At 36.9% G+C, this 19,570-nt stretch carries 25 protein-coding genes and 1 rRNA gene; 14 read left to right on the top strand and 12 right to left on the bottom strand.

All coding sequences use genetic code 11. The features are described from left to right. The 6 genes from A3854_RS09085 to A3854_RS09060 form a co-directional block, all read right to left on the bottom strand. Window positions 1-127, bottom strand: a 16S ribosomal RNA gene (locus tag A3854_RS09085); the annotation flags it as partial. 264 nt (window positions 128-391) lie between these two features. Next, window positions 392-1,732, bottom strand: a complete 1,341-nt coding sequence (locus tag A3854_RS09080; protein WP_084042206.1) for a DUF945 family protein — start codon at window positions 1,730-1,732, stop codon at window positions 392-394. Further along, window positions 1,729-2,295 carry a DedA family protein gene (locus A3854_RS09075; RefSeq protein WP_084042205.1) on the bottom strand — a complete coding sequence of 189 codons (567 nt, stop codon included), beginning with the start codon at window positions 2,293-2,295 and terminating at the stop codon, window positions 1,729-1,731. The genes A3854_RS09080 and A3854_RS09075 overlap by 4 nt, the downstream gene beginning before the upstream one ends. Then, window positions 2,295-2,891, bottom strand: a complete 597-nt coding sequence (locus tag A3854_RS09070; protein WP_084042204.1) for a lipid-binding SYLF domain-containing protein — start codon at window positions 2,889-2,891, stop codon at window positions 2,295-2,297. The genes A3854_RS09075 and A3854_RS09070 overlap by 1 nt, the downstream gene beginning before the upstream one ends. Window positions 2,892-2,900: 9 nt before the next feature. Continuing rightward, complete coding sequence (rny, locus tag A3854_RS09065; protein ID WP_072594345.1) at window positions 2,901-4,454, bottom strand: ribonuclease Y; 1,554 nt, start codon at window positions 4,452-4,454, stop codon at window positions 2,901-2,903. Then, the gene (locus A3854_RS09060; protein ID WP_084042203.1) at window positions 4,387-5,019 is read right to left on the bottom strand and encodes a 5-formyltetrahydrofolate cyclo-ligase; all 633 of its coding nucleotides are present in this window, start codon (window positions 5,017-5,019) and stop codon (window positions 4,387-4,389) included. The genes rny and A3854_RS09060 overlap by 68 nt, the downstream gene beginning before the upstream one ends. A 49-nt stretch (window positions 5,020-5,068) precedes the next feature. On the opposite strand from A3854_RS09060, the gene A3854_RS09055 reads away from it, so the two are divergent. The 4 genes from A3854_RS09055 to radA are packed head-to-tail and all read left to right on the top strand — an operon-like array spanning window position 5,069 to window position 8,237. Next, window positions 5,069-5,701: a TlpA family protein disulfide reductase gene (locus A3854_RS09055; RefSeq protein WP_084042202.1), complete on the top strand. Its 633-nt coding sequence runs from the start codon at window positions 5,069-5,071 to the stop codon at window positions 5,699-5,701. Then, window positions 5,701-6,567: a signal recognition particle-docking protein FtsY gene (ftsY, locus tag A3854_RS09050; RefSeq protein ID WP_084042201.1), complete on the top strand. Its 867-nt coding sequence runs from the start codon at window positions 5,701-5,703 to the stop codon at window positions 6,565-6,567. Before A3854_RS09055 ends, ftsY begins: the two co-directional genes overlap by 1 nt. After that, window positions 6,560-6,922 (top strand): VanZ family protein, encoded by a 363-nt coding sequence (locus tag A3854_RS09045; protein WP_084042200.1) that lies wholly within the window; start codon window positions 6,560-6,562, stop codon window positions 6,920-6,922. Before ftsY ends, A3854_RS09045 begins: the two co-directional genes overlap by 8 nt. Then, on the top strand, window positions 6,897-8,237 hold the full coding sequence (radA, locus tag A3854_RS09040; protein ID WP_084042199.1) for a DNA repair protein RadA: 1,341 nt from the start codon (window positions 6,897-6,899) through the stop codon (window positions 8,235-8,237). The genes A3854_RS09045 and radA overlap by 26 nt, the downstream gene beginning before the upstream one ends. Before the next feature lie 146 nt (window positions 8,238-8,383). On the opposite strand, the gene A3854_RS09910 is transcribed toward radA, so the two are convergent. The 3 genes from A3854_RS09910 to fliL form a co-directional block, all read right to left on the bottom strand. Further along, window positions 8,384-9,154 (bottom strand): hypothetical protein, encoded by a 771-nt coding sequence (locus tag A3854_RS09910; protein ID WP_084042198.1) that lies wholly within the window; start codon window positions 9,152-9,154, stop codon window positions 8,384-8,386. 144 nt (window positions 9,155-9,298) lie between these two features. Further along, on the bottom strand, window positions 9,299-9,643 hold the full coding sequence (gene acpS, locus A3854_RS09030) for a holo-ACP synthase (RefSeq protein ID WP_084042197.1): 345 nt from the start codon (window positions 9,641-9,643) through the stop codon (window positions 9,299-9,301). Next, on the bottom strand, window positions 9,640-10,176 hold the full coding sequence (fliL, locus tag A3854_RS09025) for a flagellar basal body-associated protein FliL (protein ID WP_084042196.1): 537 nt from the start codon (window positions 10,174-10,176) through the stop codon (window positions 9,640-9,642). The genes acpS and fliL overlap by 4 nt, the downstream gene beginning before the upstream one ends. A 58-nt stretch (window positions 10,177-10,234) precedes the next feature. On the opposite strand from fliL, the gene ybaK reads away from it, so the two are divergent. Next, a complete protein-coding gene (gene ybaK, locus A3854_RS09020; protein ID WP_084042195.1) occupies window positions 10,235-10,717 on the top strand; it encodes a Cys-tRNA(Pro) deacylase in 483 nt (160 codons plus the stop codon). Here the strand turns inward: ybaK and A3854_RS09015 are convergent. Then, on the bottom strand, window positions 10,706-11,692 hold the full coding sequence (locus A3854_RS09015) for an SAM-dependent methyltransferase (protein ID WP_084042194.1): 987 nt from the start codon (window positions 11,690-11,692) through the stop codon (window positions 10,706-10,708). The genes ybaK and A3854_RS09015 overlap by 12 nt on opposite strands. After that, complete coding sequence (locus A3854_RS09010) at window positions 11,689-12,297, bottom strand: trimeric intracellular cation channel family protein (RefSeq protein ID WP_084042193.1); 609 nt, start codon at window positions 12,295-12,297, stop codon at window positions 11,689-11,691. Before A3854_RS09010 ends, A3854_RS09015 begins: the two co-directional genes overlap by 4 nt. Window positions 12,298-12,414: 117 nt before the next feature. On the opposite strand from A3854_RS09010, the gene A3854_RS09005 reads away from it, so the two are divergent. After that, window positions 12,415-13,077: a lipid-binding SYLF domain-containing protein gene (locus A3854_RS09005; protein WP_084042192.1), complete on the top strand. Its 663-nt coding sequence runs from the start codon at window positions 12,415-12,417 to the stop codon at window positions 13,075-13,077. A 91-nt stretch (window positions 13,078-13,168) separates the two neighbouring features. On the opposite strand, the gene A3854_RS09000 is transcribed toward A3854_RS09005, so the two are convergent. Then, window positions 13,169-13,378 (bottom strand): hypothetical protein, encoded by a 210-nt coding sequence (locus tag A3854_RS09000; protein WP_002942234.1) that lies wholly within the window; start codon window positions 13,376-13,378, stop codon window positions 13,169-13,171. Between the two features lie 150 nt (window positions 13,379-13,528). Between A3854_RS09000 and A3854_RS08995 the strand changes: the two genes are divergently transcribed. The 8 genes from A3854_RS08995 (at window position 13,529) to A3854_RS08960 (ending at window position 19,570) form a co-directional block, all read left to right on the top strand. Next, on the top strand, window positions 13,529-13,975 hold the full coding sequence (locus A3854_RS08995; RefSeq protein ID WP_084042191.1) for a Fur family transcriptional regulator: 447 nt from the start codon (window positions 13,529-13,531) through the stop codon (window positions 13,973-13,975). A 101-nt stretch (window positions 13,976-14,076) separates the two neighbouring features. After that, window positions 14,077-14,400: an HMA2 domain-containing protein gene (locus tag A3854_RS08990; protein ID WP_084042190.1), complete on the top strand. Its 324-nt coding sequence runs from the start codon at window positions 14,077-14,079 to the stop codon at window positions 14,398-14,400. Then, window positions 14,393-15,043, top strand: coding sequence for a ferritin-like domain-containing protein (locus A3854_RS08985; RefSeq protein ID WP_084042189.1), 651 nt, complete (start codon window positions 14,393-14,395; stop codon window positions 15,041-15,043). Before A3854_RS08990 ends, A3854_RS08985 begins: the two co-directional genes overlap by 8 nt. Before the next feature lie 31 nt (window positions 15,044-15,074). Further along, on the top strand, window positions 15,075-15,386 hold the full coding sequence (locus tag A3854_RS08980; protein WP_257639911.1) for a hypothetical protein: 312 nt from the start codon (window positions 15,075-15,077) through the stop codon (window positions 15,384-15,386). 9 nt (window positions 15,387-15,395) lie between these two features. Next, window positions 15,396-15,710, top strand: coding sequence for a hypothetical protein (locus A3854_RS08975; RefSeq protein ID WP_021091246.1), 315 nt, complete (start codon window positions 15,396-15,398; stop codon window positions 15,708-15,710). Continuing rightward, complete coding sequence (locus tag A3854_RS08970; protein ID WP_084042187.1) at window positions 15,710-16,033, top strand: oxidoreductase; 324 nt, start codon at window positions 15,710-15,712, stop codon at window positions 16,031-16,033. Before A3854_RS08975 ends, A3854_RS08970 begins: the two co-directional genes overlap by 1 nt. Beyond that, window positions 16,017-18,092 carry a heavy metal translocating P-type ATPase gene (locus A3854_RS08965; RefSeq protein WP_021091251.1) on the top strand — a complete coding sequence of 692 codons (2,076 nt, stop codon included), beginning with the start codon at window positions 16,017-16,019 and terminating at the stop codon, window positions 18,090-18,092. The genes A3854_RS08970 and A3854_RS08965 overlap by 17 nt, the downstream gene beginning before the upstream one ends. 14 nt (window positions 18,093-18,106) lie before the next feature. Continuing rightward, a complete protein-coding gene (locus A3854_RS08960) occupies window positions 18,107-19,570 on the top strand; it encodes an alanine/glycine:cation symporter family protein (RefSeq protein WP_257639910.1) in 1,464 nt (487 codons plus the stop codon).

Below are 19,570 nucleotides of genomic sequence, written 5' to 3'. Positions count from 1 at the left end.
TTAGCTATACATTACTCACCCGTGCGCCACTAACTCATAAGAGCAAGCTCTTACTTGTCCGTTCGACTTGCATGTATTAGGCACGCCGCCAGCGTTCACTCTGAGCCAGGATCAAACTCTCCATATTAATTACCTAGCAAAATTTATTTGATAGGATTTTATTATGAAGTTTTTAATCAAAAAAACTTTTAGTTTTATTTATTAGTTTGTCTAATCTATTATAATTATAAAATAATAGACTGGCTCAATCGATCACTTGTTTAGATTTCAAAGATTGACTAATAGTTTAACAATTGTAAATTAAAAGAACTTTCTGCTCTGCGTTTTGCAAAACAGAAAGTGAAGTATATAGAAGTGATGCTTAAATGCAGATAAAAATCAGGCTAATTTTTTAAAAACCCATAAAGAAATTTTGAAGTCCAACTTTTCCATTAAATATAATATCTTTTTTGTTTGGGTCATATTTAAATTCACTTATTACTTTTTTGTCCTCTTCTTTAAAATATCCAGCAGATATCAAAGTAGGCTCAACAAAAGCTACTTCTGGCACTAGTGTATCAAAAAAGTTCGTCAGGCTTTCATCGACACTTATTTTTCCACTAAGAGATAATTTATCAAAAATTTCTGACTGATTTGTTCCCTTTTTAAAGCCATTTACTGCTGCATCCAAATTTAGCTTTAAAGCCTTATCTCCTTTTTTAAAGCTTAATGTATCTATTTTTATACTTGGATTCTTTTCTAAGATTTGATCTATTATCTCATCAAAATTTAATCCAGCTAAAACATTATAATTTTCTTCATTATTTAAATTATTAAGCTTGTCTAATACATTATTTAATGCAGGCACATTGATATTTGCGATTTTGCTATCAAAGACAAAATCTGTATATTTTACTTTATCAACTGCTACTATACCTATTTTTATAACATCGTCCGATCTTCCAAGATCATTTGAGATTTCAAATTTTGAATCATACTTAAAGTCATCTATCAAGATATTACTTATATCATTAGATGCGAAAGACACCCTTTTAAATTTAACTTTTGCCAAATAAGGTACAAGCTGACTCTCTAAAATTTTTGAAAACTTAACTGGCTCTTTATAGCTTGAGTCAATATAAAACCCTTCGATATTTAGATCAACTTTATTGTATTCACTAAAATCTTTCAAAACAATCTTATCTGCTTCAACCTTTAAGCTGTTTATACTATCTTTTGAATCAAGCGTCATACCAATCTTTATATCTTTTGTATTAACGGCAGTTTTTTGCTTATCATTAAATTCAATATTGCTAAATTTGATATCTACATCTTTATCACCAGTTAGGCTAACTTTTGTTTTAGTTGTTGCAATGACATTTGAACCCATGAATGTTGCGATAATGTTTTTAATCATATCGTTTTGAATAGAAATTTTTGAGTCTATTTCAAAGCCATCTATAAAAGCAAGCGCTGTATGAGAAATTTCATTTTCTACTTTAAAAACCAAATCCTCATTTACATTTTTACCAAATATATTTTCCAAAAGATCTTTTGAAACACTAAAATCAAATGATCCTTTTGAGCCAAAAAATCCTTTTTTATAATTGTTATTAGAAATTTTAAAGCCCTTAATATTATTTAGATCATTCACTATCCTTTGATAGTTTTTCTCCACCTCATTTGAAGCAAAATAAACCGCTCCAATGGCTACCACGATAACTACGATTAAAGCAGATATAACCTTTTTCATGCTTTTCTCCTTTTTGTAATATGTTGTAAAAAAAACCAAATTCCAAGCAACAAACAAACCATAGCAAGAGGCATAATATATCCATGCTCGCCAAGATAGTCGCTTGCACCTACAAAATAATCACCCGCTTTAAAGCTGGCAAATCCGATAATGATCGCCCAAAGCACTGACGAGATCAAATTTATAATGCTAAATTTATAAAATGAATACTTCGTAAGTCCAAGCGCGATAGGAACCAAAGTTTTAACTCCGTAGATAAATTTTTTGATAAATATTATCTTATCGCCGTGTTTTTTGGCCAAAATTCCTGCATAAGCAAGCTTTCTTTTATGATTTTTGATATAAGGCATAAGTGAGTTTTTATTAAATCTTGCGACATAAAAAATTAGTGTGTCACCGATTGTATTTGCTACAGCAGCAACAATTATACTAAGAGCGATATCCATCTTGCCAGCAAAACTTAAAATTCCAGCGGCGATTAATGCAACCATGCCGCCACCAAGGCTATAAAAAAACAATACAATATAGCCGTATGTTGAAACTGAGTTTATGATATCTTGCATTAATCTCCTAAAAGTTTAGATGCAGAGGCTATTAGCTGTTCATAGGCATAGCCACTTTGCTTTAAAATTTCTTCCTTTGCACTGATGACTGCTCCACCAAAGCTAGCTCCAGCAAAAAAACCATCATTTGCGGCATATGCGTAAATATCACTTGAAAATTTAAAATCGCTTACTTTACTGTAATTGCGTCCAATGTCACCAAAAGCTACTGATAGCTTTGTATCAAGCGTGATCTTGGCATCTTTAATATCGTGGATAATGCTATCTTTAAATATAAAAAGCACAAGCGAACTATCTTCATAACCAAGCTGTATACCGATGCTGCCGCCACTTATGCTAACTGGTAAAATTTCACTTGGCGAGTTAATGTTACCAACAACCATGATGCCATCTCCGCCCATGCCACCAACAACAAAACCGACCTTTTTAACACTTGGAAAGATGATAGTCGCTTTTGACTGCTCGATTAGCTCTTTTATAGGAGCGTTTCTAGCACCTCTCATCGTTGTTATAAACGAGTTTGCCGAGTCTAGCACGAGCTCCTCGCTGGCAAAGCCAAGTGAAAAAAATAATAAAATTGAAAAAAGAAATTTCATATCTTGCCGTTATTTTGCAAAATCAACAGCGCGAGTCTCTCTGATGACGCTTACTTTTATCTCACCAGGATACTGCACCTTGCTCTCGATCTCTTGAGCTATCTCTTTTGCTACAAGCACGGCCTCATCGTCGTTTATGAGCTTAGCGTTTGCTATGACGCGAATTTCACGGCCTGCATTTATCGCATAAGCTTGTTTGATGCCATCTTTGCTTTTTGCAATGTTTTCGATCTCTTCGACACGCTTTAAGAAGCTCTCAAGTACCTCGCGCCTTGCACCTGGACGAGCTGCACTTAGTGCGTCAGCTGCGCAAACAGCCGCACTTTCTATACTTGTTGCCTCTTCGTGGCCGTGGTGAGCGTAGATGGCGTTAATGACAACTGGATGCTCTTTGTAGCGTTTGCAAATTTCTGCTCCAAGATCAACGTGACTGCCCTCATACTCGTGAGTTAGCGCCTTACCGATATCGTGAAGTATGCCAGCTCTTTTTGCAAGCTTCTCATCTCCACCACACTCAGCTGCAATGATGCCAGCAAGGTGAGCTACTTCGAGGCTATGAGCCAAGGCATTTTGACCATAGCTTGCTCTAAATTTAAGCTTGCCTATTAGTTTTACGATCTCTGGATGAATTTTATTTAGACCAAGATCCATGACGATATTTTCGCCCTCTTCTTGTATACTTTGCTCAAATTCTTCAGTCACTTTTTTGTGAAGGTCTTCTATCCTTGCTGGCTGAATTCTTCCATCCTCCACCAAAAGCTCGATCACTCTTGTTGCGATCGCACGTCTGTAAAGATTGAAGCTGCTTAGTATGATCGCATGAGGCGTGTCATCAATAATAATATCAACGCCAAGCACCATTTCAAGGGTCTTGATGTTACGTCCCTCTTTGCCAATGATCCTACCTTTTAGCTCATCGTTTTTAATATTTACGACATTTATCAGACGCTCAGCCGCAAATTCTCCAGCAAATCTTGACGTAGCCTGCGCCAAGATGTAATTAACTCTCTTTTTAGCCTCTCTTTTTGCTTCTTCTTCGTATTTTCTAACGATATGAGCGATATCCGCACGAGACTTCTCCTCGACCTTTTTAAGCACGACCTCTTTTGCTTCTTCTTCTGTTAAGCCAGCAGCGTGCTCAAGTACCCTTATCGCCTCTTCTACTTTGTTTTGATAAGTCGCTTTTAAATTTAAACCCTCTTCGTAAGTTATTTTTGCATCTTGCTTATCCTTTTCAAAAAGCTCTTTACTTTCGTTTAAAAGCTCTTGCTCATTTAGCAAAATTTTCTCTTTTTTAGCTAGTTCATCAAATTTACTTGCATACTCTTTTTGAAGCTTTGTCGTCTTGTCATCGTATCTTTTTTTAGCCTCAAATTCAGCCTCTTGTACTGAAATTTTAGAATTTTTAAGCGTTAGCTCAGCCTCATACTCGATAGCTTTTGCTTTTGCTTTTGCTTGTTCTAAGAAGATGTTGTAGTTTGCATCATTTATCTTTTTAGCGTATAGATACCCTGCTCCAACGCCCGCCACACCGGCTCCTAAGCCTATTAAAACCTCTATCATTTATTCCTCTTTTTATATAATTTTTATTTGGGGTTATATAAAAGTCTGCTACCGCGTCTTGTGCATTTGAAAGCACATCTTTGGTGTAAAAGTCTTTTATCTCAAGAAAAACTATCCGTTTTGGCTTAATGGGCAAAGAGTCAAAAAATCTATCATAAAATCCTTTTCCATGCCCTATCCTTGCCATAGCTCCATCAACCCCAATCGCTGGAACTACCGCCATATCGAGTTTAACATTATTCATTTTTTTGCCAGATGGCTGTCTGACGTTAAATTTATAAGTTATAAATGGCAGTCGCAATCTTACCATCTTTAAGCTAAGACCTACCATAAAAGGGGCAAAAATTTCACATTTATGTGATAAATTTCGCCTTATTTTAAGCACATCGACTTCGTAGTTAAGCGGCAAATAAAACAGTACTTTCTTAGAATTTGTAAAATTTATCAATTTTAAAAGCGTTTTTGTAGCTTTACAGTGCGAGCATTTGGCCTTAAATTTAGTAAGCTTCATTAAATTTGCTCTTGCATTTTTTCTAAATTCATTTTTTTCTAAATTAACGCTCATTTTATGCTCTTTCTTGTATAATCCTGAAATCTTATTCAAAAGGAAATTTATGACATTAAAACGAGTAATTATAACATCACTTTGCATTTTTGCATTTTTTGGATGCGGCGACGAGAACAAGCAAAAAAACGAGCAAAATACAAGCGAACAAACGCAGGGCAAAATTTTAGATAAAAATGCCAGCAAAGATGAAAATTTAAGCAAAGACTCACTCACTCCAAAAATGAGCGAAAGTGTCCAAGATAGCGAGATAAAAGAGATAAATCTAAAGCTGCTAAATGGCACAACTATGCAGATTACAAAAAGAAGCAATGGCTTTGACGTAAAAGATGGTAAAAAAGCAACTCTTTACGTATTTTTCGCCACTTGGTGCCCTCCGTGCAAGGCTGAGATCCCACACTTAAACAACCTAAGCGAGAAATTTAAAAACGAGCTAGATATCGTTGGTGTGCTACTTGAAGATAAAAGTGAAGATGAAATAAAAGATTTTGCTCAAAAATATAAAATAAAATACGAAGTCGCGGTCGGCGAGGGGAATTTTTTATTTGAAAAAGCGATGGGCGGCATAAAAGGTTTGCCTGCGTCAGCACTTTTTAAAGCAAATGGTGACTACGTTCAAGGCTACATTGGTCTTGTGCCTGAAGAGATGCTTGAAAATGACATAAATAGGGCAACAAAATAATGCTTGATTTTCTAAAAAAAGGCTTTGAGAAGACTTTTGGAGCGATAAGCTCAGCGAAGAAGTCAAAAAAGATAGACAAAGAAAGCTTAGAAGAAATTTTACTTGAAGCTGACGTAGCCTATGAGATCGTGGAGGAGATTTTATACTACCTGCCGCCACAAGATGAAGTAAGTAGAGCTGATCTTAGGCGCGTTATGAGTAGCTATTTTATCTACGAAAAAGAGCGCGTGATAGAGCCAGATAAGCCATTTGTCGATCTCATCCTTGGCGTAAATGGTGCTGGCAAGACGACTACGATCGCAAAGCTTGCAAATTTATATAAAAATAATGGCAAAAGCGTCATTTTAGGCGCTTGTGATACATTTAGAGCTGGGGCTATCGAGCAGCTGCGCCAGTGGTCGCTTAGGCTAAATGTGCCAATAGTCGCCACACAGCAAGGGCATGATCCTTCGGCTGTTGCTTACGATACGATCAGCTCAGCTCTTGCAAAAGGTATCGACCGAGTCATCCTTGACACAGCCGGCAGACTTCAAAACCAGACAAATTTAGCAAACGAGCTAGAAAAGATCGTTCGAATTAGCAAAAAAGCCTACGAAAAAGCGCCCCACCGCAAAATTTTGATTCTTGATGGCACGCAAGGTAACGCCGGAGTTGCACAAGCAAAAGCATTTAACGATATCGTCTCGCTTGATGGCGTCATCATCACAAAACTTGACGGCACCGCAAAGGGCGGAGCACTATTTGGTGTGGCAAGAGAGCTTGAACTACCTATATTTTATATAGGCGTTGGCGAAAGAATGGATGATATCATCAAATTTAACCCAGATGAGTTTTTAGACGAGCTGATGGACGCTATTTTTGAGTAGAGTAAAATTTCTTAGTAAAATTTGCTTTTTTATCGCTCTTTTGGCGATCGATTTTCTTGCGTTTACTCCAAAATCTCCTACTATCATCGAAAATTCGTGGGATAAAGCAAACCATTTTTTAGCTTTTTTCATCCTTTATACACTGCTCTATCTTGGCTATCATTTTAAAATTTTAAAAAATTTAGCCCTACTTTTAGCCTTTGGTGTGCAAATAGAGCTCGTTCAGGCATTTTTACCAAACAGGAGCTTTAGCCTGCTTGACATCGTGGCTGACATGATCGGAGCGGCCTTTGGAGTGATGATAATTGAAATTTTAAAAAGGATATATTATGGCAAAAGCAAAGCCAGTTTTTGAGTGTCAAGCATGTGGTAATCAACAAGCAAAATGGCTGGGCAAATGCCCACAATGTGGGGCTTGGGATAGCTTTGTCGAGCTTAGCCAGCAAGAGATAAAGATAAGTAAAGAGATAGCAAAAAGCACTAGCGCACCTAGCAAAGCCATAAGCATAGACGAAGTTGAAATTCAAAATTTTACGAGATTTAGCACCAAAGATAGCGAGCTAGACCTTGTTCTTGGTGGTGGCGTAGTCGAGGGCTCGCTAGTTTTAATAGGTGGCAGTCCAGGAATTGGCAAATCAACCTTGCTTCTAAAAATCGGCTCAAATTTAGCAAAAGACGGTAAAAAAACGCTCTATGTAAGCGGCGAAGAGAGCCAAAGCCAGATAAAAATGAGAGCTGATAGGCTAAATGCGGTGGATAAAAATTTATACCTGCTAACTGAAATTTGCCTAGAAGATATCCTGCTAGAAGTGCAAAAGAGCGACTACAAGGTGCTTGTAATTGACTCCATACAAACACTTTATAGCCAAAATATAAGCTCCGCTCCAGGCTCGATCACGCAGGTTCGCGAGATCACATTTGAGCTGATGAGACTTGCAAAGAGTCAAAATATCTGCGTTTTCATCATCGGACACATAACTAAAGAGGGCTCGATCGCAGGGCCTAGAGTGCTTGAACACATGGTCGATGTGGTGCTTTATTTTGAGGGTGACGCGAGCAGAGAGCTAAGAATCTTGCGTGGGTTTAAAAACCGCTTTGGCTCGACAAGCGAGGTTGGCATATTTGAGATGAGCCAGCACGGGCTCGTGAGCGCAAACGAGGTTTCTAGTAAATTTTTCACACGTGGCGGAGCGATGAGTGGCAGTGCGATAACTATCATAATGGAAGGCTCAAGAGCGCTTAGCATCGAAATTCAGGCGCTTGTTTGCGAAAGCGCCTATCCAAAACGAAGCTCGACTGGCTTTGAGAGAAACCGCCTAGATATGCTGCTAGCACTTCTTGAGCGCAAGCTAGAGATCCCACTTGGGCACTACGACGTCTTTATAAACGTCTCAGGTGGAGTTAAGATAAGCGAAACTGCGGCCGATCTAGCCGTCATCGCAGCGATAATCAGTAGCTTCAAAAACCGCCCTATTAGCAAGGATAGTGTATTCATCGGTGAGCTAAGCCTAAACGGCGAAATAAGAGAAATTTTCAACCTAGATCAGCGCCTAAAAGAGGCAAAAATGCAGAAATTTAAAAATGCTATCATCCCAAACAAGCCGCTTGACACGCAAGGATTAAAGTGCTTTTACGCAAAAGATATCACGCAAGTGCTTGAGTGGATGTAAATTTGTCTTGCCGGCGACTTAATATCAATACTTTGCTGGCTAGGCCATGTTTTTTGAAATTTTATCTTTTACATAAATCTGTGAGCATCTATGCTTTTTCTTTGAAATTTAAATTATAAAAATTCCGTTCTTTGCTTATAAAATACCTATGCCCTCTTATCCACTTTAAGCTTTGCCACTTTTTCTAAAATTTCAAACATGCTCTTGCCACTATCAAATTCACTCTTTATAAATTTATAAAGCTCTTTAAATCTCTCATCGGCTTCAAGCTTATAGGTGTGAGATTTTTTAGTAACTTGTATAGGTGTAAATTTCTTCTCTTTTTTATCTTCTTCGTTTTGTGTTTCAAGATCATTAATGGAATTTATAGTCTCTTTTGCTAACTCCTCGTCAAGCTCTAAACCAAAGCGCTTCTTTAGTGCAAATTTAGTCCAATTAGCTTTAAACTCATCAACGCTCATATCGCTATCAAGTAACTCGGCTGTTTTTGTTCCACCAAAGGTAAAGTCAGAGAAACCATGCTTTCTGGTATATCTTTTTATAAATTCATTAACGGATAAAGTCTCTGAGTCACCAAAAGCTCTCTCAAGCCCTAAAGCACTACTATCATCTATAAATTTCTTTAGCTCATCTATCTCATCTTTTGAAAAAGAGTCGTCATAGCCCATTAGCTTACCAAGTATGCTTACTCTTGCCTCTCCTTCACCTTTTACAAAGCCAGTAAGCGAGTGATCATATCTGTCGTATTCCCTTGCTTTAGCTTTATCGTCTAGGCTCATATACTTAGGAAATGTCATGCCATGACCCATATCGTTACTAAGTATCTCATTTATATCATTAAATTTAAAGCCCATCTCTCTTGCTATGTTCTCTCTTGAGAGGTAGTTAGTAGTTGGGAGATTATTAGAAATTTGCATTTTACTATCCTTAGTTTCTTTGGCTCCATTAAATCTTAATTAAAGATATCGTCTTTTCTTTAAAAAATTTTATAAAAATACGTTTTTTAAATTTATCAGAAGTAGCTAAAAGATATTAAAAAGCTTTGTAAAAATGCATAAATTTTAGACAATCATCACTGCAGCTACGGCAAATCCGCCATCGTGAGTTATGCTAAGGCTTGCTTCTTTGATATTAAAATTTGTATAAATTTTTGTGCTAAATTTTATCTTTGGTGCATTTTTTGCGTCTTTGCTAAGCTCAATGTCTAAAAAACCACACTCTTTACTAATCCCCACACCAAGGGCTTTGCTAGCTGCTTCTTTGGCCGCCCAAAATCCAGCCAAAGTCGCATCATTTTTTGCTAGCACGATCTCGTCATCACTAAGAAATTTTTTTAAAAAAAGCTCGCCATAACGAGCCTTAAGTTTTGAAATTCTATCTATCTTAACGATATCAATGCCTATCATTGCACCACAAAATCAGTAAAAAATATGTTTTTGATGTAGCCATCATTTAGCACTTCATTTAGCTTGCCGACGATCTCGTCTTTTAGCCTATCCTTGCCCTTTGCAGTGCTTACTTCTTCGTAGGTTTTTGATGAAAGTGTTCTGATAATAATATCTCTTAAAAGTGCTTTTTTCTTATCAAGCTCAGGAGTTAGCAACTCATCGCTTTGCTCCATATCGATCTTTGTTTTAAGAAATCTTGAGCCATTTTCGCTAAGCAAATTTACAATAAACTGATCAAGTGGATATATCGGTCCCATATTTGAATAGTCGTTGCTACCATGCTTTGCCTTATTTTGAGCTGGCATGGACTGCGTTTGAGTCTGAGCTGGTGCTTGCATCATATTTGCCTCTTTTGGCTCGTCAGAACTAAGCATCAAAAACGCGACTAGTCCTCCAATAACTAGCAGCAAAACAAATATCGCAATGATAATTATCATTAATGCACCATTGCCACCTTTTTTTGCTTTTTTCTCTTCAACTTCTTCAGCCATCTTTCCTCCTTTAAGTTTTGGCTATAATTATACAAAAAATTCGCAAAAATGAGAAAAAATGATACATAAAACAAATGCGGCTAGAGCTTTAGACAAGCTAAAAATTAATTATGAAATTTTAGAGTATGAGGTCGATTTAAACGATCTTTCAGCCATTCACGTAGCAGCTAGCACCAAGCAAGATATAAAGCAAATTTATAAAACTATCGTTTGTGAGTGTGAGCCTAAAAATTTCGTTGTTGCTTGCTTGCAGGGCGATTTGGAGCTTGATCTAAAAGCACTTGCTCATGCATGCGGAGCCAAACGCTGCGAGCTTATAAATTTAAAAGACCTAGAGAAGATCACCGGCTACATCAGAGGCGGCTGCTCGCCACTTGCTATGAAAAAGCACTTTGCGACCTTCATCGATGAGAGAGCAAAAGAGCAAGAGTACGTGCTAGTAAGCGCTGGAGTAAGAGGCAAGCAGATAAAGATAGCTCCAAACGATCTTTTGAAGGCTTGCGAAGCGGATTACGCTGATATCGCCAGGCTAGCTCTTTAAAAACTCTATAAATTTAAACTTCTCGCCTAAAAACTCAGGCGAGAGTAGAAATTTTGCCTGTTTTGCGGCGTTTTCGTAGGCTTGCTTGTTGCCTTTTTCAAGCACTAAAGATAAAATTTCATCCACACCAAAGTCGCAAACTAAAGCCTCGTTTTGTTTTTTAAATTTAAGCATCTTAAAGCCAGCCTCAAAAAAAGCCTCTTTTACTTGCTTAAAGCAAAGGCTATATGTTAGATCCGATCTTTTAAAATATGGCTCAAGGTCTGAAATTTCAAATAAAGAAAATACTTGATGGTCTTTAAAAATCCTTAGGCTAAACTCATTTTTTGGCTCAAATTCGCCGTAGTCAAAGCTTAAAAATCTAACCTTTTTTGCTGCATTTGTAAGCTGGGCTGCAAATTTAGCGTAGCTAGTTGATATCTCACCTTTTGTTATGCCAAATTTCTTTGCAAGAGCTAGTAAATTTTGATCTGCTTTTTGCCAGTGAAATTTTAGATCATCATCCACAAAAAGCATATTATCTGCGTCTATCACCTCGCAACTAAATGCGTCAAATAGCTCATTTGAGATGATAAAAATTTCATCAAACGAGCACTCGCCCAAATTTTCATAGTGTTTTATTTTGATGTCATCGCCAAAGCGTTTTGCAAAAGTCTCAAGCTGTCTTTTACGTAAAATTTCATGAGGCTCGATGATGATAAGCTCTAAATTTGGCAAAATTTCTGGCTCAAGCGTAAAAATTCCTTGCGCAAAATCAGCTAGCATATCGCCAGAGTTTGCGCCAATCTCTACGACCTTGCAAGAGCTAGAAATTTCGCCGTTTTTAAGCAGCTTTAAAAAGTAGTTTGCAAGGCAAGCGCCAAAGAGATAGCCAACGCTTACATTTGTATAAAAATCGCCCTTTTTACCTATATCTACGCCAAATTTATAGTAGTTTTCATTGACCCAGATATTAAAAAACTCGCTAAATTTCATAGATCAGGTAGCTTCCAACCTCTGTAAAATGCAAACATCCTAACTATAATGCCAGCAGCGAGCAAGAGCATAGTAAAAAATATATTGGTTAGGCCTAGATGATATAGCACAAAGTAAGCAAGCCCCACGCCAAGGCTTATCGTGCCGTAAAGTCCGGTGCGTAAAAACCATGGAATTTCATTTAGCAAAATATCTCTTAAGATACCGCCGCCAACGCCGTTAAAAAAGGCGATCATCATCACACCAAAGATATTGTAGTTATACTCAATGGCAACCATCGCACCAACAATCGAAAAACAGATAACATCGATCGCATCGGCGAAAATGAATACAAATTTTCGCTCCAAACCTTCTCTTTTTATGTGTAAATTTGCCACTCTTGAAACAACTAACATAAAAATAACAACGCTTACTGGCATGTAGTGTGTAAATGAATAAACTGCCCTGCCAACGAGCATATCACGCATGATACCGCCACCAAGTGCGGTCAAAAATGCAGACAAAAAGACTCCAAGCCAGTCGCACTCCTTTTTTACTGCAAATAAAAACCCACTAAGTGCAGCTGATGCGATACCGACGTATTCGACAAAAAGTATTAAACTCATATTTTTCCCTTAAAAGGTCGCATTTTATAATGAACTCTCATAAAAAATCATTAATAATATTTTTACCATTAGTTTATTTTAGGCTATAATAACGAAAAATTTAAGGAAGGAATTTTAATGAAAAAACTATTAATAATATTTCTTGCTGGTTTATTTTTCACGCCAAACTTAAACGCTGATGTGATCCAAAATCAAAAGCTAAAAAATGTAATAAATATTTTAAATGCTTTTGGTGCAAGAAATTTAAAGCCAAACACTAAATTTGAAGGCATAAAAGCGATCGCCATAATCCCTGATGTGACAAAAGCAGGCGCTATCGTTACTGGCTCAACAGGCAAAGGCGTATTTATCGCTAAAAACGATGATGGTGAATGGTCAAGTCCATTTTTTGTAAATTACACATCTGGAAGCATAGGCTTGCAGCTTGGTTACAGCTCAGCTGACATGATCATTTTATTTAAAAATTCAGAAGCTTATGCAAATTTATTTAATGCAAAAGATACGATCAGCCTAAAAGCAGAAGCAACTGGTGGCGTTGGTAATGAAGTAGCGATCACAAGTGATTTGCCTGAAATTTCAGCATTTGCTGAGGAGCGTGGCAAGACAAGTGGTGCTTTTATAGGAGTTAGCTTAGATGTAGCAAGGCTCAAAATAAATAGACAAGATACAAATGATTACTATGAGCGAATGTATGATTTTGAAAATATCTACAACAATAGTCCAAAAGCTAGTAAATACACACTAAAATTTAAAGAAATAATCTCAAAATACTTCTTATAGCTCAAATTTCTTGGCTCATCAAGTGAGTCAAGAGCTCTTTTTATTTTTACTTTTTTGATTAATTTTATAGAAGTTATGGCTTAGCTTTTTGCTAAACCATAAATAGTGAAACAAAGCGTTTTTTAGGGATTGGAGAAAATTGAGTCATATACTCAAACGCTTCTTCGTAATCGCCATCTGTATATTGTGCAACTTGTTCGATAAGCTCGTAAAGCTCCTCATCGTCCATAGAATCAAAACTGCCTCTATTTTCTAAAACCTCTAACAAAACGGCGTCTAATTCAAGCTCGTCGTAAGTCATTTTATTCCTTAATTTTGATTTAAAAAATGCGACACTATACCAAAACAATCTTATAAAATACTTTACTTGAAATTCGTAAGAAATTTTATGCTTTTTTTATAAGTAAAGTTGTAAAATCCTTATATTCATTATCATTTTAGTTAGGTTTTTGTGGATAATTTTGAACTATTTTATAAGCATTTTAAAGAGTTTTTAGAAGCCTTTGGGCAGAAAAGCTCAGAGTTAAAAGAACAAATTTTGCATGTACTTTTCATTAGCAACTCTCATTTAAGTGCTCAAGAAATTTCTTCAGAAATTTACAAAATACACAAGAACGAAATTTCAATGACATCAATTTATTCTTTTTTAAATTTTCTCGAAATGCATCATCTTGCAAACTGCTTTGAAGAAAATGGAGTAAAGAAATTTGAACTAAATTTAAAATCATCGCACGATCATTTGATATGTGAAATTTGTGAAAAGATAGTTGATTTTGAAGATGAGATAATAGAGCAAAGGCAAGAGCAAATTTGCAAAGAAAAAAATTTTAGCGAGCAGTCGCATACAATGATACTTTATGGTATTTGCAGTGATTGCCAAGAGAAAAATGGAAATTAAATTTTATCATTTCATTTTACTTTTTGATAATGAAAAACAAAAAAATTTCAGGTTTATTTAAGCTATGAAATAGATAATACGCAAATAAAAAAAGGATGAAAATGGATATAAAAACACAAACTTTAGCACAAGTTGCAAGCTATTTTTCAATGATAGCTCACACAAACGGTAGACTAAGAGTAAGAGTTAGTCCAAAGATAAAAGAGCTAAGTAACAGCGTAAATTTAGCTAGCCTAGATAATGTGATAGCTCAGATAAATGGTATAAAAAATGTAAAATTTAACAAGCTAATCGGCTCTGTAACGATCGAATATGATCATGAAATTTTTCCAAAAAACCTTTGGGAAGATCTCTTAAAAGGACAAAATTTAGAAGAGATTTCAACTAGGGTAAACGAAGTTGCAAAAGAAGTGAAATATGCTTAATGAACTTTTAAATGCATCATATACCAGCGAAAAAAACGCACTTAGCTTATATGAAAATTTAGCTTCATTTGGTGATGTTTTTAACGAGATCGCAAATATCAGAAAAAATGCGATCATCTTGATAGAAAAATTTGCGAGCACACATGATTATGAGCTTGCTTGCGAAAATGAAGCTATATTTTTGCCGGCAAAAAATAAAGAAGATGCACTGATACAAGCTTTAAACTACGAGCTAGAACTAAATAAAATGTATGAAAAATTTTGTGAAAGCTTAGATGATGAAGAGCTAAAAGATCTATTTTTTAGACTTTGGGCTACTTCAAATAACGAATATGTCGCCTCTTTAAAGCAACGCTTAAAAGAAATTTATAGTGGCTGTGAAATAAAAAATGAGCTAAATTTAAATGAAATTTCACAAAATTTTGAGCAAAATGGCATAACAAATATTTTAGAAAACTATCAAAATGACTTTAATGAGATAACTAAAAGCTTGCAAAATATCGCAAGTGGCAAGGCTGATAAAAGCGAGTTAGCAAAGATAACCAATAATCCAAATTTCTCGTTTTTTAGCGGGCTTGCGCTTGGGGCATTAGGCATTTCAGTAGTTAGCAAAAATTTTAATAAGGATGAAGAAAATGAATAATTTACAAAATCAAACAAAGAAAGGATTTAAAATGGCATTACCATTTTTAGCAGGTTTAGCAGTAGGTGGTTTAGCAATAGCTGCTTGGAATAAAAGAGATAAGATCAAAGAGTACGCCCAAGATGGCTTTGATAAAGGCAAAGAGGCTGCAAAAGATCTTTACAAAAAAGGTAAAAGTGTTGCAAAAGATGCAAAAGACTTTATAGCAAAAGAAGAGAAAAAAGTAAAACGTGGTGCTAAAAAAGTAGAAAAAGAGGCTGAAAAAGTGGTAAAGAAAACAAGAAAACCACGCGCTAAAAAGCCAGCTGCTCCAAAAGCTATCACACCAAACGATATAGCTTAAGGATAGAGAATGCAAGAAAATAGTCTTTTTACACTTTCAAGCACAAGACTTCCATTTGATCACTTCATCAGCGGTGCTTTAATCGCTGGCATGGGTGCAGCTGCACTTGGCTTTAGCGACTATCTAAATAATAGAGCAACTAAAAAAGATGTCGCTAAAAAGATAGCGAAATACGCTGTAACAGGTGGTTTTGTAGGTGCTGTTGGCATTCATGCTTCAAATTTAATAGCACAAAAAAAATATCTAAATGCGGCAGCTTTTACAGCAGCTGGTATCGGCGGTCTTTTGATAGCAGAAAAACTAATAAAATTGGAGAGTAAATAATGAATAACCCTTACATTAATGAAGAAAACGTAGCAAGTGAAACTGCAGCTAACAATGCAGCAGCTGCTCAGCCAAGCGCAATCGATAATGCAATAAACAATGCAGCTCAAAATTTACCATTTGTACCTGAAAATTTTAATGCTGCTGGCTTTGTAAAAGGTCTAGTTTTAGGTGGTATCGCAGCTTATGTACTGACTAATCCAAAAGCGCAAGAGTGCGTATTTAAAGCGATTATCAAAGGTGGCGAGCTTATAAATGCTGGCATAGAAGAACTAAAAGAGCGTTTTGAAGATGTCAAAGCAGAACTTGACTCACAAAAATAAGATCACTCTAGCTCACAAGAGTAAAAATAGAGCGAGGTTTATTTGCGAGAGCCTAAACGCTAGAAGCGACGTCAGTGCTATCGAGGCTGCGATCTCAGAGCGAACTGATGCACTAAGTGTTCGTGTAAATAAATACGCAAAAAGCATTATCGTTGAATACAATAAAAACTACGATAAAATTTTAAACTTTATAAAGAGCTATGAATTTCCAACAAAGGCTAAAGATCCAAATTTACCAAGCAAGGCAAATATCTATAAGGCTGCTGCTGCACTTGGCATAACGCCATTTATGAGTAACAAAACTCTAAAATCAGCTGTGACTCTTTACGCCACAGCGCCAAATTTAATAGAAGGCGCAAAGGAGCTAAGGCACGAGGGCGTCACTTCAAAAGTGCTTGAGGCAACTGCCATTGGTACTAGCCTAGCAATGGGCGATCATTTAGCAGCAAATAGCACAAATTTGATGATAAATATCGGCGAATATATGGAAGAAAGTGCTAGCCACAGAAGTGATGATCTCATCAAAGAGCTAGCAAAACCAAATATCGAAGAAGTCTGGGTCGAGAGAAATTTAAATGGTGAAAAGACGCTTGAAAAAGTAAAAACCGAAAATTTAAAAAAGGGTGACATCGTAGTAGTAGGAGCTGGTGAGACGATAGGTGTTGATGGTTATATCGTTGAAGGTAACGCCGATGTAAATCAAGTCTCAATGACCGGAGAGGCTGAACCTATACCAAAAGCTAGAGGCGACCGTGTTATAAGTGGCACCGTGGTTGATGAAGGTAGGATAAAAATTTGGGCTGAAAATGTAGGTAGTGACACAGCGACAGCTAGGATCAAAGAATACATACAAACTTCACTCAATGAAAAATCAGCCATTGGTGTAAAAGCGTTAAAACTAGCTGATAAACTTGTGCCTGTTACACTCTCGCTTGCTGGACTTTCATACATTATAAATAAAAATATGAATAGTGTTGCTAGCGTACTTCAAGCAGACTACTCTTGCGCATTAAAGCTTGCTACACCAGTTGCTTTTAAATCAAGCATCTCAAAAGCTGGCAGAAACGGTATTCTTGTAAAAGGTGCAAAGGCAATTGAGGCTTTAAGCTCAGTTGATACTTTTGTATTTGACAAGACCGGCACTCTTACACATGGGCGCCTAAGCGTAGTTGAAATTTACTCATTTAAAGAGGGCTTTTCTCAAAATGATATATTAAATTTAACTGCAAGTGCCGAGGAACACTACTTTCATCCAGTAGCTGAAGCAATAGTTGAAGCTGCAAATAAGCGTGGTTTCCACCATATTCATCACGATGAAGTTGAATTTATCGTAGCTCATGGCGTAAAAACTGCGATGCACGGTAAAGAGGTGGTTATAGGCAGTAGACACTTTTTAGAAGATGACGAGATGATAAGCTTTAAAGCTCATGAAGCTTTAATAAGCAAAGCATTAAATAGCGGCTTAACCTTACTCTACGTAGGATATGATAAAGAGCTAGTCGGAGTCATCGCTATGAAAGATGATATGAGAGAAAACGCAAAAGACATGGTTAAAAAGCTAAGAAGTCTTGGCGTAAAAGAGGTCGTCATGCTAAGCGGCGACATCAAAAGCAAGGCTGAAGAAGTAGCACGTGAGCTAGGACTTGATAGGGTCTATGCAGAGTGCTTACCAACAGATAAAGCAGCTATCATCGAAGAGCTAAAGAGTGAGGGCAAAAAAGTAGCCTTTGTGGGAGATGGCATAAATGATGCTCCAAGCCTAACTAAGGCAAATGTGGGTATAAGTATGCACAAAGGTGCTGATATAGCTAAAGCGACGGCTGATATAAGTCTTTTAAAAGACGACATCATGAGCGTGGCTCTTGTAAAAGAGCTAGCAAATAAAACAATGGATTTAATTAGCTCAAATTTCCGCTCAACCGTTGGCGTAAACACAGCTATACTAAGTGCTGCTACACTTGGCATGTTAAATCCAATAGCAACTGCCATGCTTCATAATGGCACAACGATTTGGCTTTTATTAAATTCAATGAAGGGCATAAAATTCAAATCAAAATAAATTTGAAAGGGTAGATGGTGCTTGATAGTTTCTTAAATTTTTTAAACGGCAAAATGGACGTAGCCAACGACTTTTTATATGGATATTTTTTAGTCATTATTCTTGTGGCTACGGGAATTTATTTTAGTTATTTGACTCGTTTTGTGCAGTTTAGGATGTTTTTTGAGGCTTGCAGGGTCTTAGTAGAAAAAAAAGACAAGTATAATAAGCACCATTTAACGCCATTTCAAGCACTTATGATCTCGACTGCTTCGCGCGTTGGTATAGGCAATATCGCTGGAATTTCAGCTGCCATCGTCGCGGGCGGTCCTGGTGCTCTTTTTTGGATGTGCTTGATGGCCTTTTTGGGATCAGCTTCAGCTTTTATAGAGAGTACATTAGCGCAAATTTATAAGACAAAAGACGTTTTTGGATTTAAAGGCGGTCCAGCTTATTACATCAAAAATGGCCTTGGCATAAAGTGGCTAGCTTCGCTTTTTGCAGTGATCCTCATCATCACCTACGCATACGGCTTTAACGGGCTTCAAAGCTATACTATGACATCAGCCTTTGAAATTTACTACGACAAAGCTGGTAGCAATGTGAGCTTTGCACAAAGCGGACTACCTGTTGGCATTGGCCTTATTCTTACGGCATTTGCGGCGGTTATGTTTTTTAGCAAAAGTCACATCATCGGCAAAGTAAGCTCATACATCGTGCCTTTCATGGCACTTGCCTACATCTCGCTAGCACTTATTGCTATCGTTTTAAATTTCAAAGAAATTCCTGATGTTATTAAGATGATTTTAGAAAATGCCTTTGATTTTAAAGCGATATTTGGCGGATTTGCCGGCAGCGTGATCGTAATAGGCATCAAAAGAGGTCTTTTCTCAAACGAAGCTGGCATGGGTTCAGCTCCAAACGCAGCAGCTGCAGCACATACTAGCCACCCGGTAAAACAAGGCCTAGTTCAAGCAATGGCAGTCTTTATAGACATGGCTATATGTATCGCATCTGGTATGATCGTGCTATTTTCACAGGCCTATCTTACGAAGCAAACTGGCTCAAGTGGCGAGGTGCTAACCGCCCTTCCATTAGTGCAAGCTGCAATGAAAGAGTATTTTGGTGAATTTGGAGTTCATTTTACCACTCTTGCTGTAGTTCTTTTTGCCATCACTTCACTTATTGGCAACTACTACTACGCTCAGGCAAATATGAAATTTTTAACCAAAAACCACAAGCTTACGTTGCTATTTAAGATAACGGCCGTCGTTATGATATTTATTGGTGCTCAGATGAATTTAAAGCTCGCTTGGAATATCGCTGATATCACAATGGCCGCGATGGCAACTATTAATATTATCGCTATATTCTTACTTTCAAAAGTAGTGATAATAGCAGTCAAAGACTACGAAGCTCAAAGAAAAGCTGGGCTAAATCCAGAATTTGGCCCAGAAAGCCTTGGCATCAAAAATACAAGTTGCTGGAATAAAAACTAA

The sequence above is a fragment of the Campylobacter concisus genome, from assembly GCF_002092845.1.
Classification (GTDB): Bacteria; Campylobacterota; Campylobacteria; order Campylobacterales; family Campylobacteraceae; genus Campylobacter_A; species Campylobacter_A concisus_AQ.
Note: the sequence above shows the minus strand (reverse complement) of the source record. Positions and strands in the feature narration are given on the sequence as shown.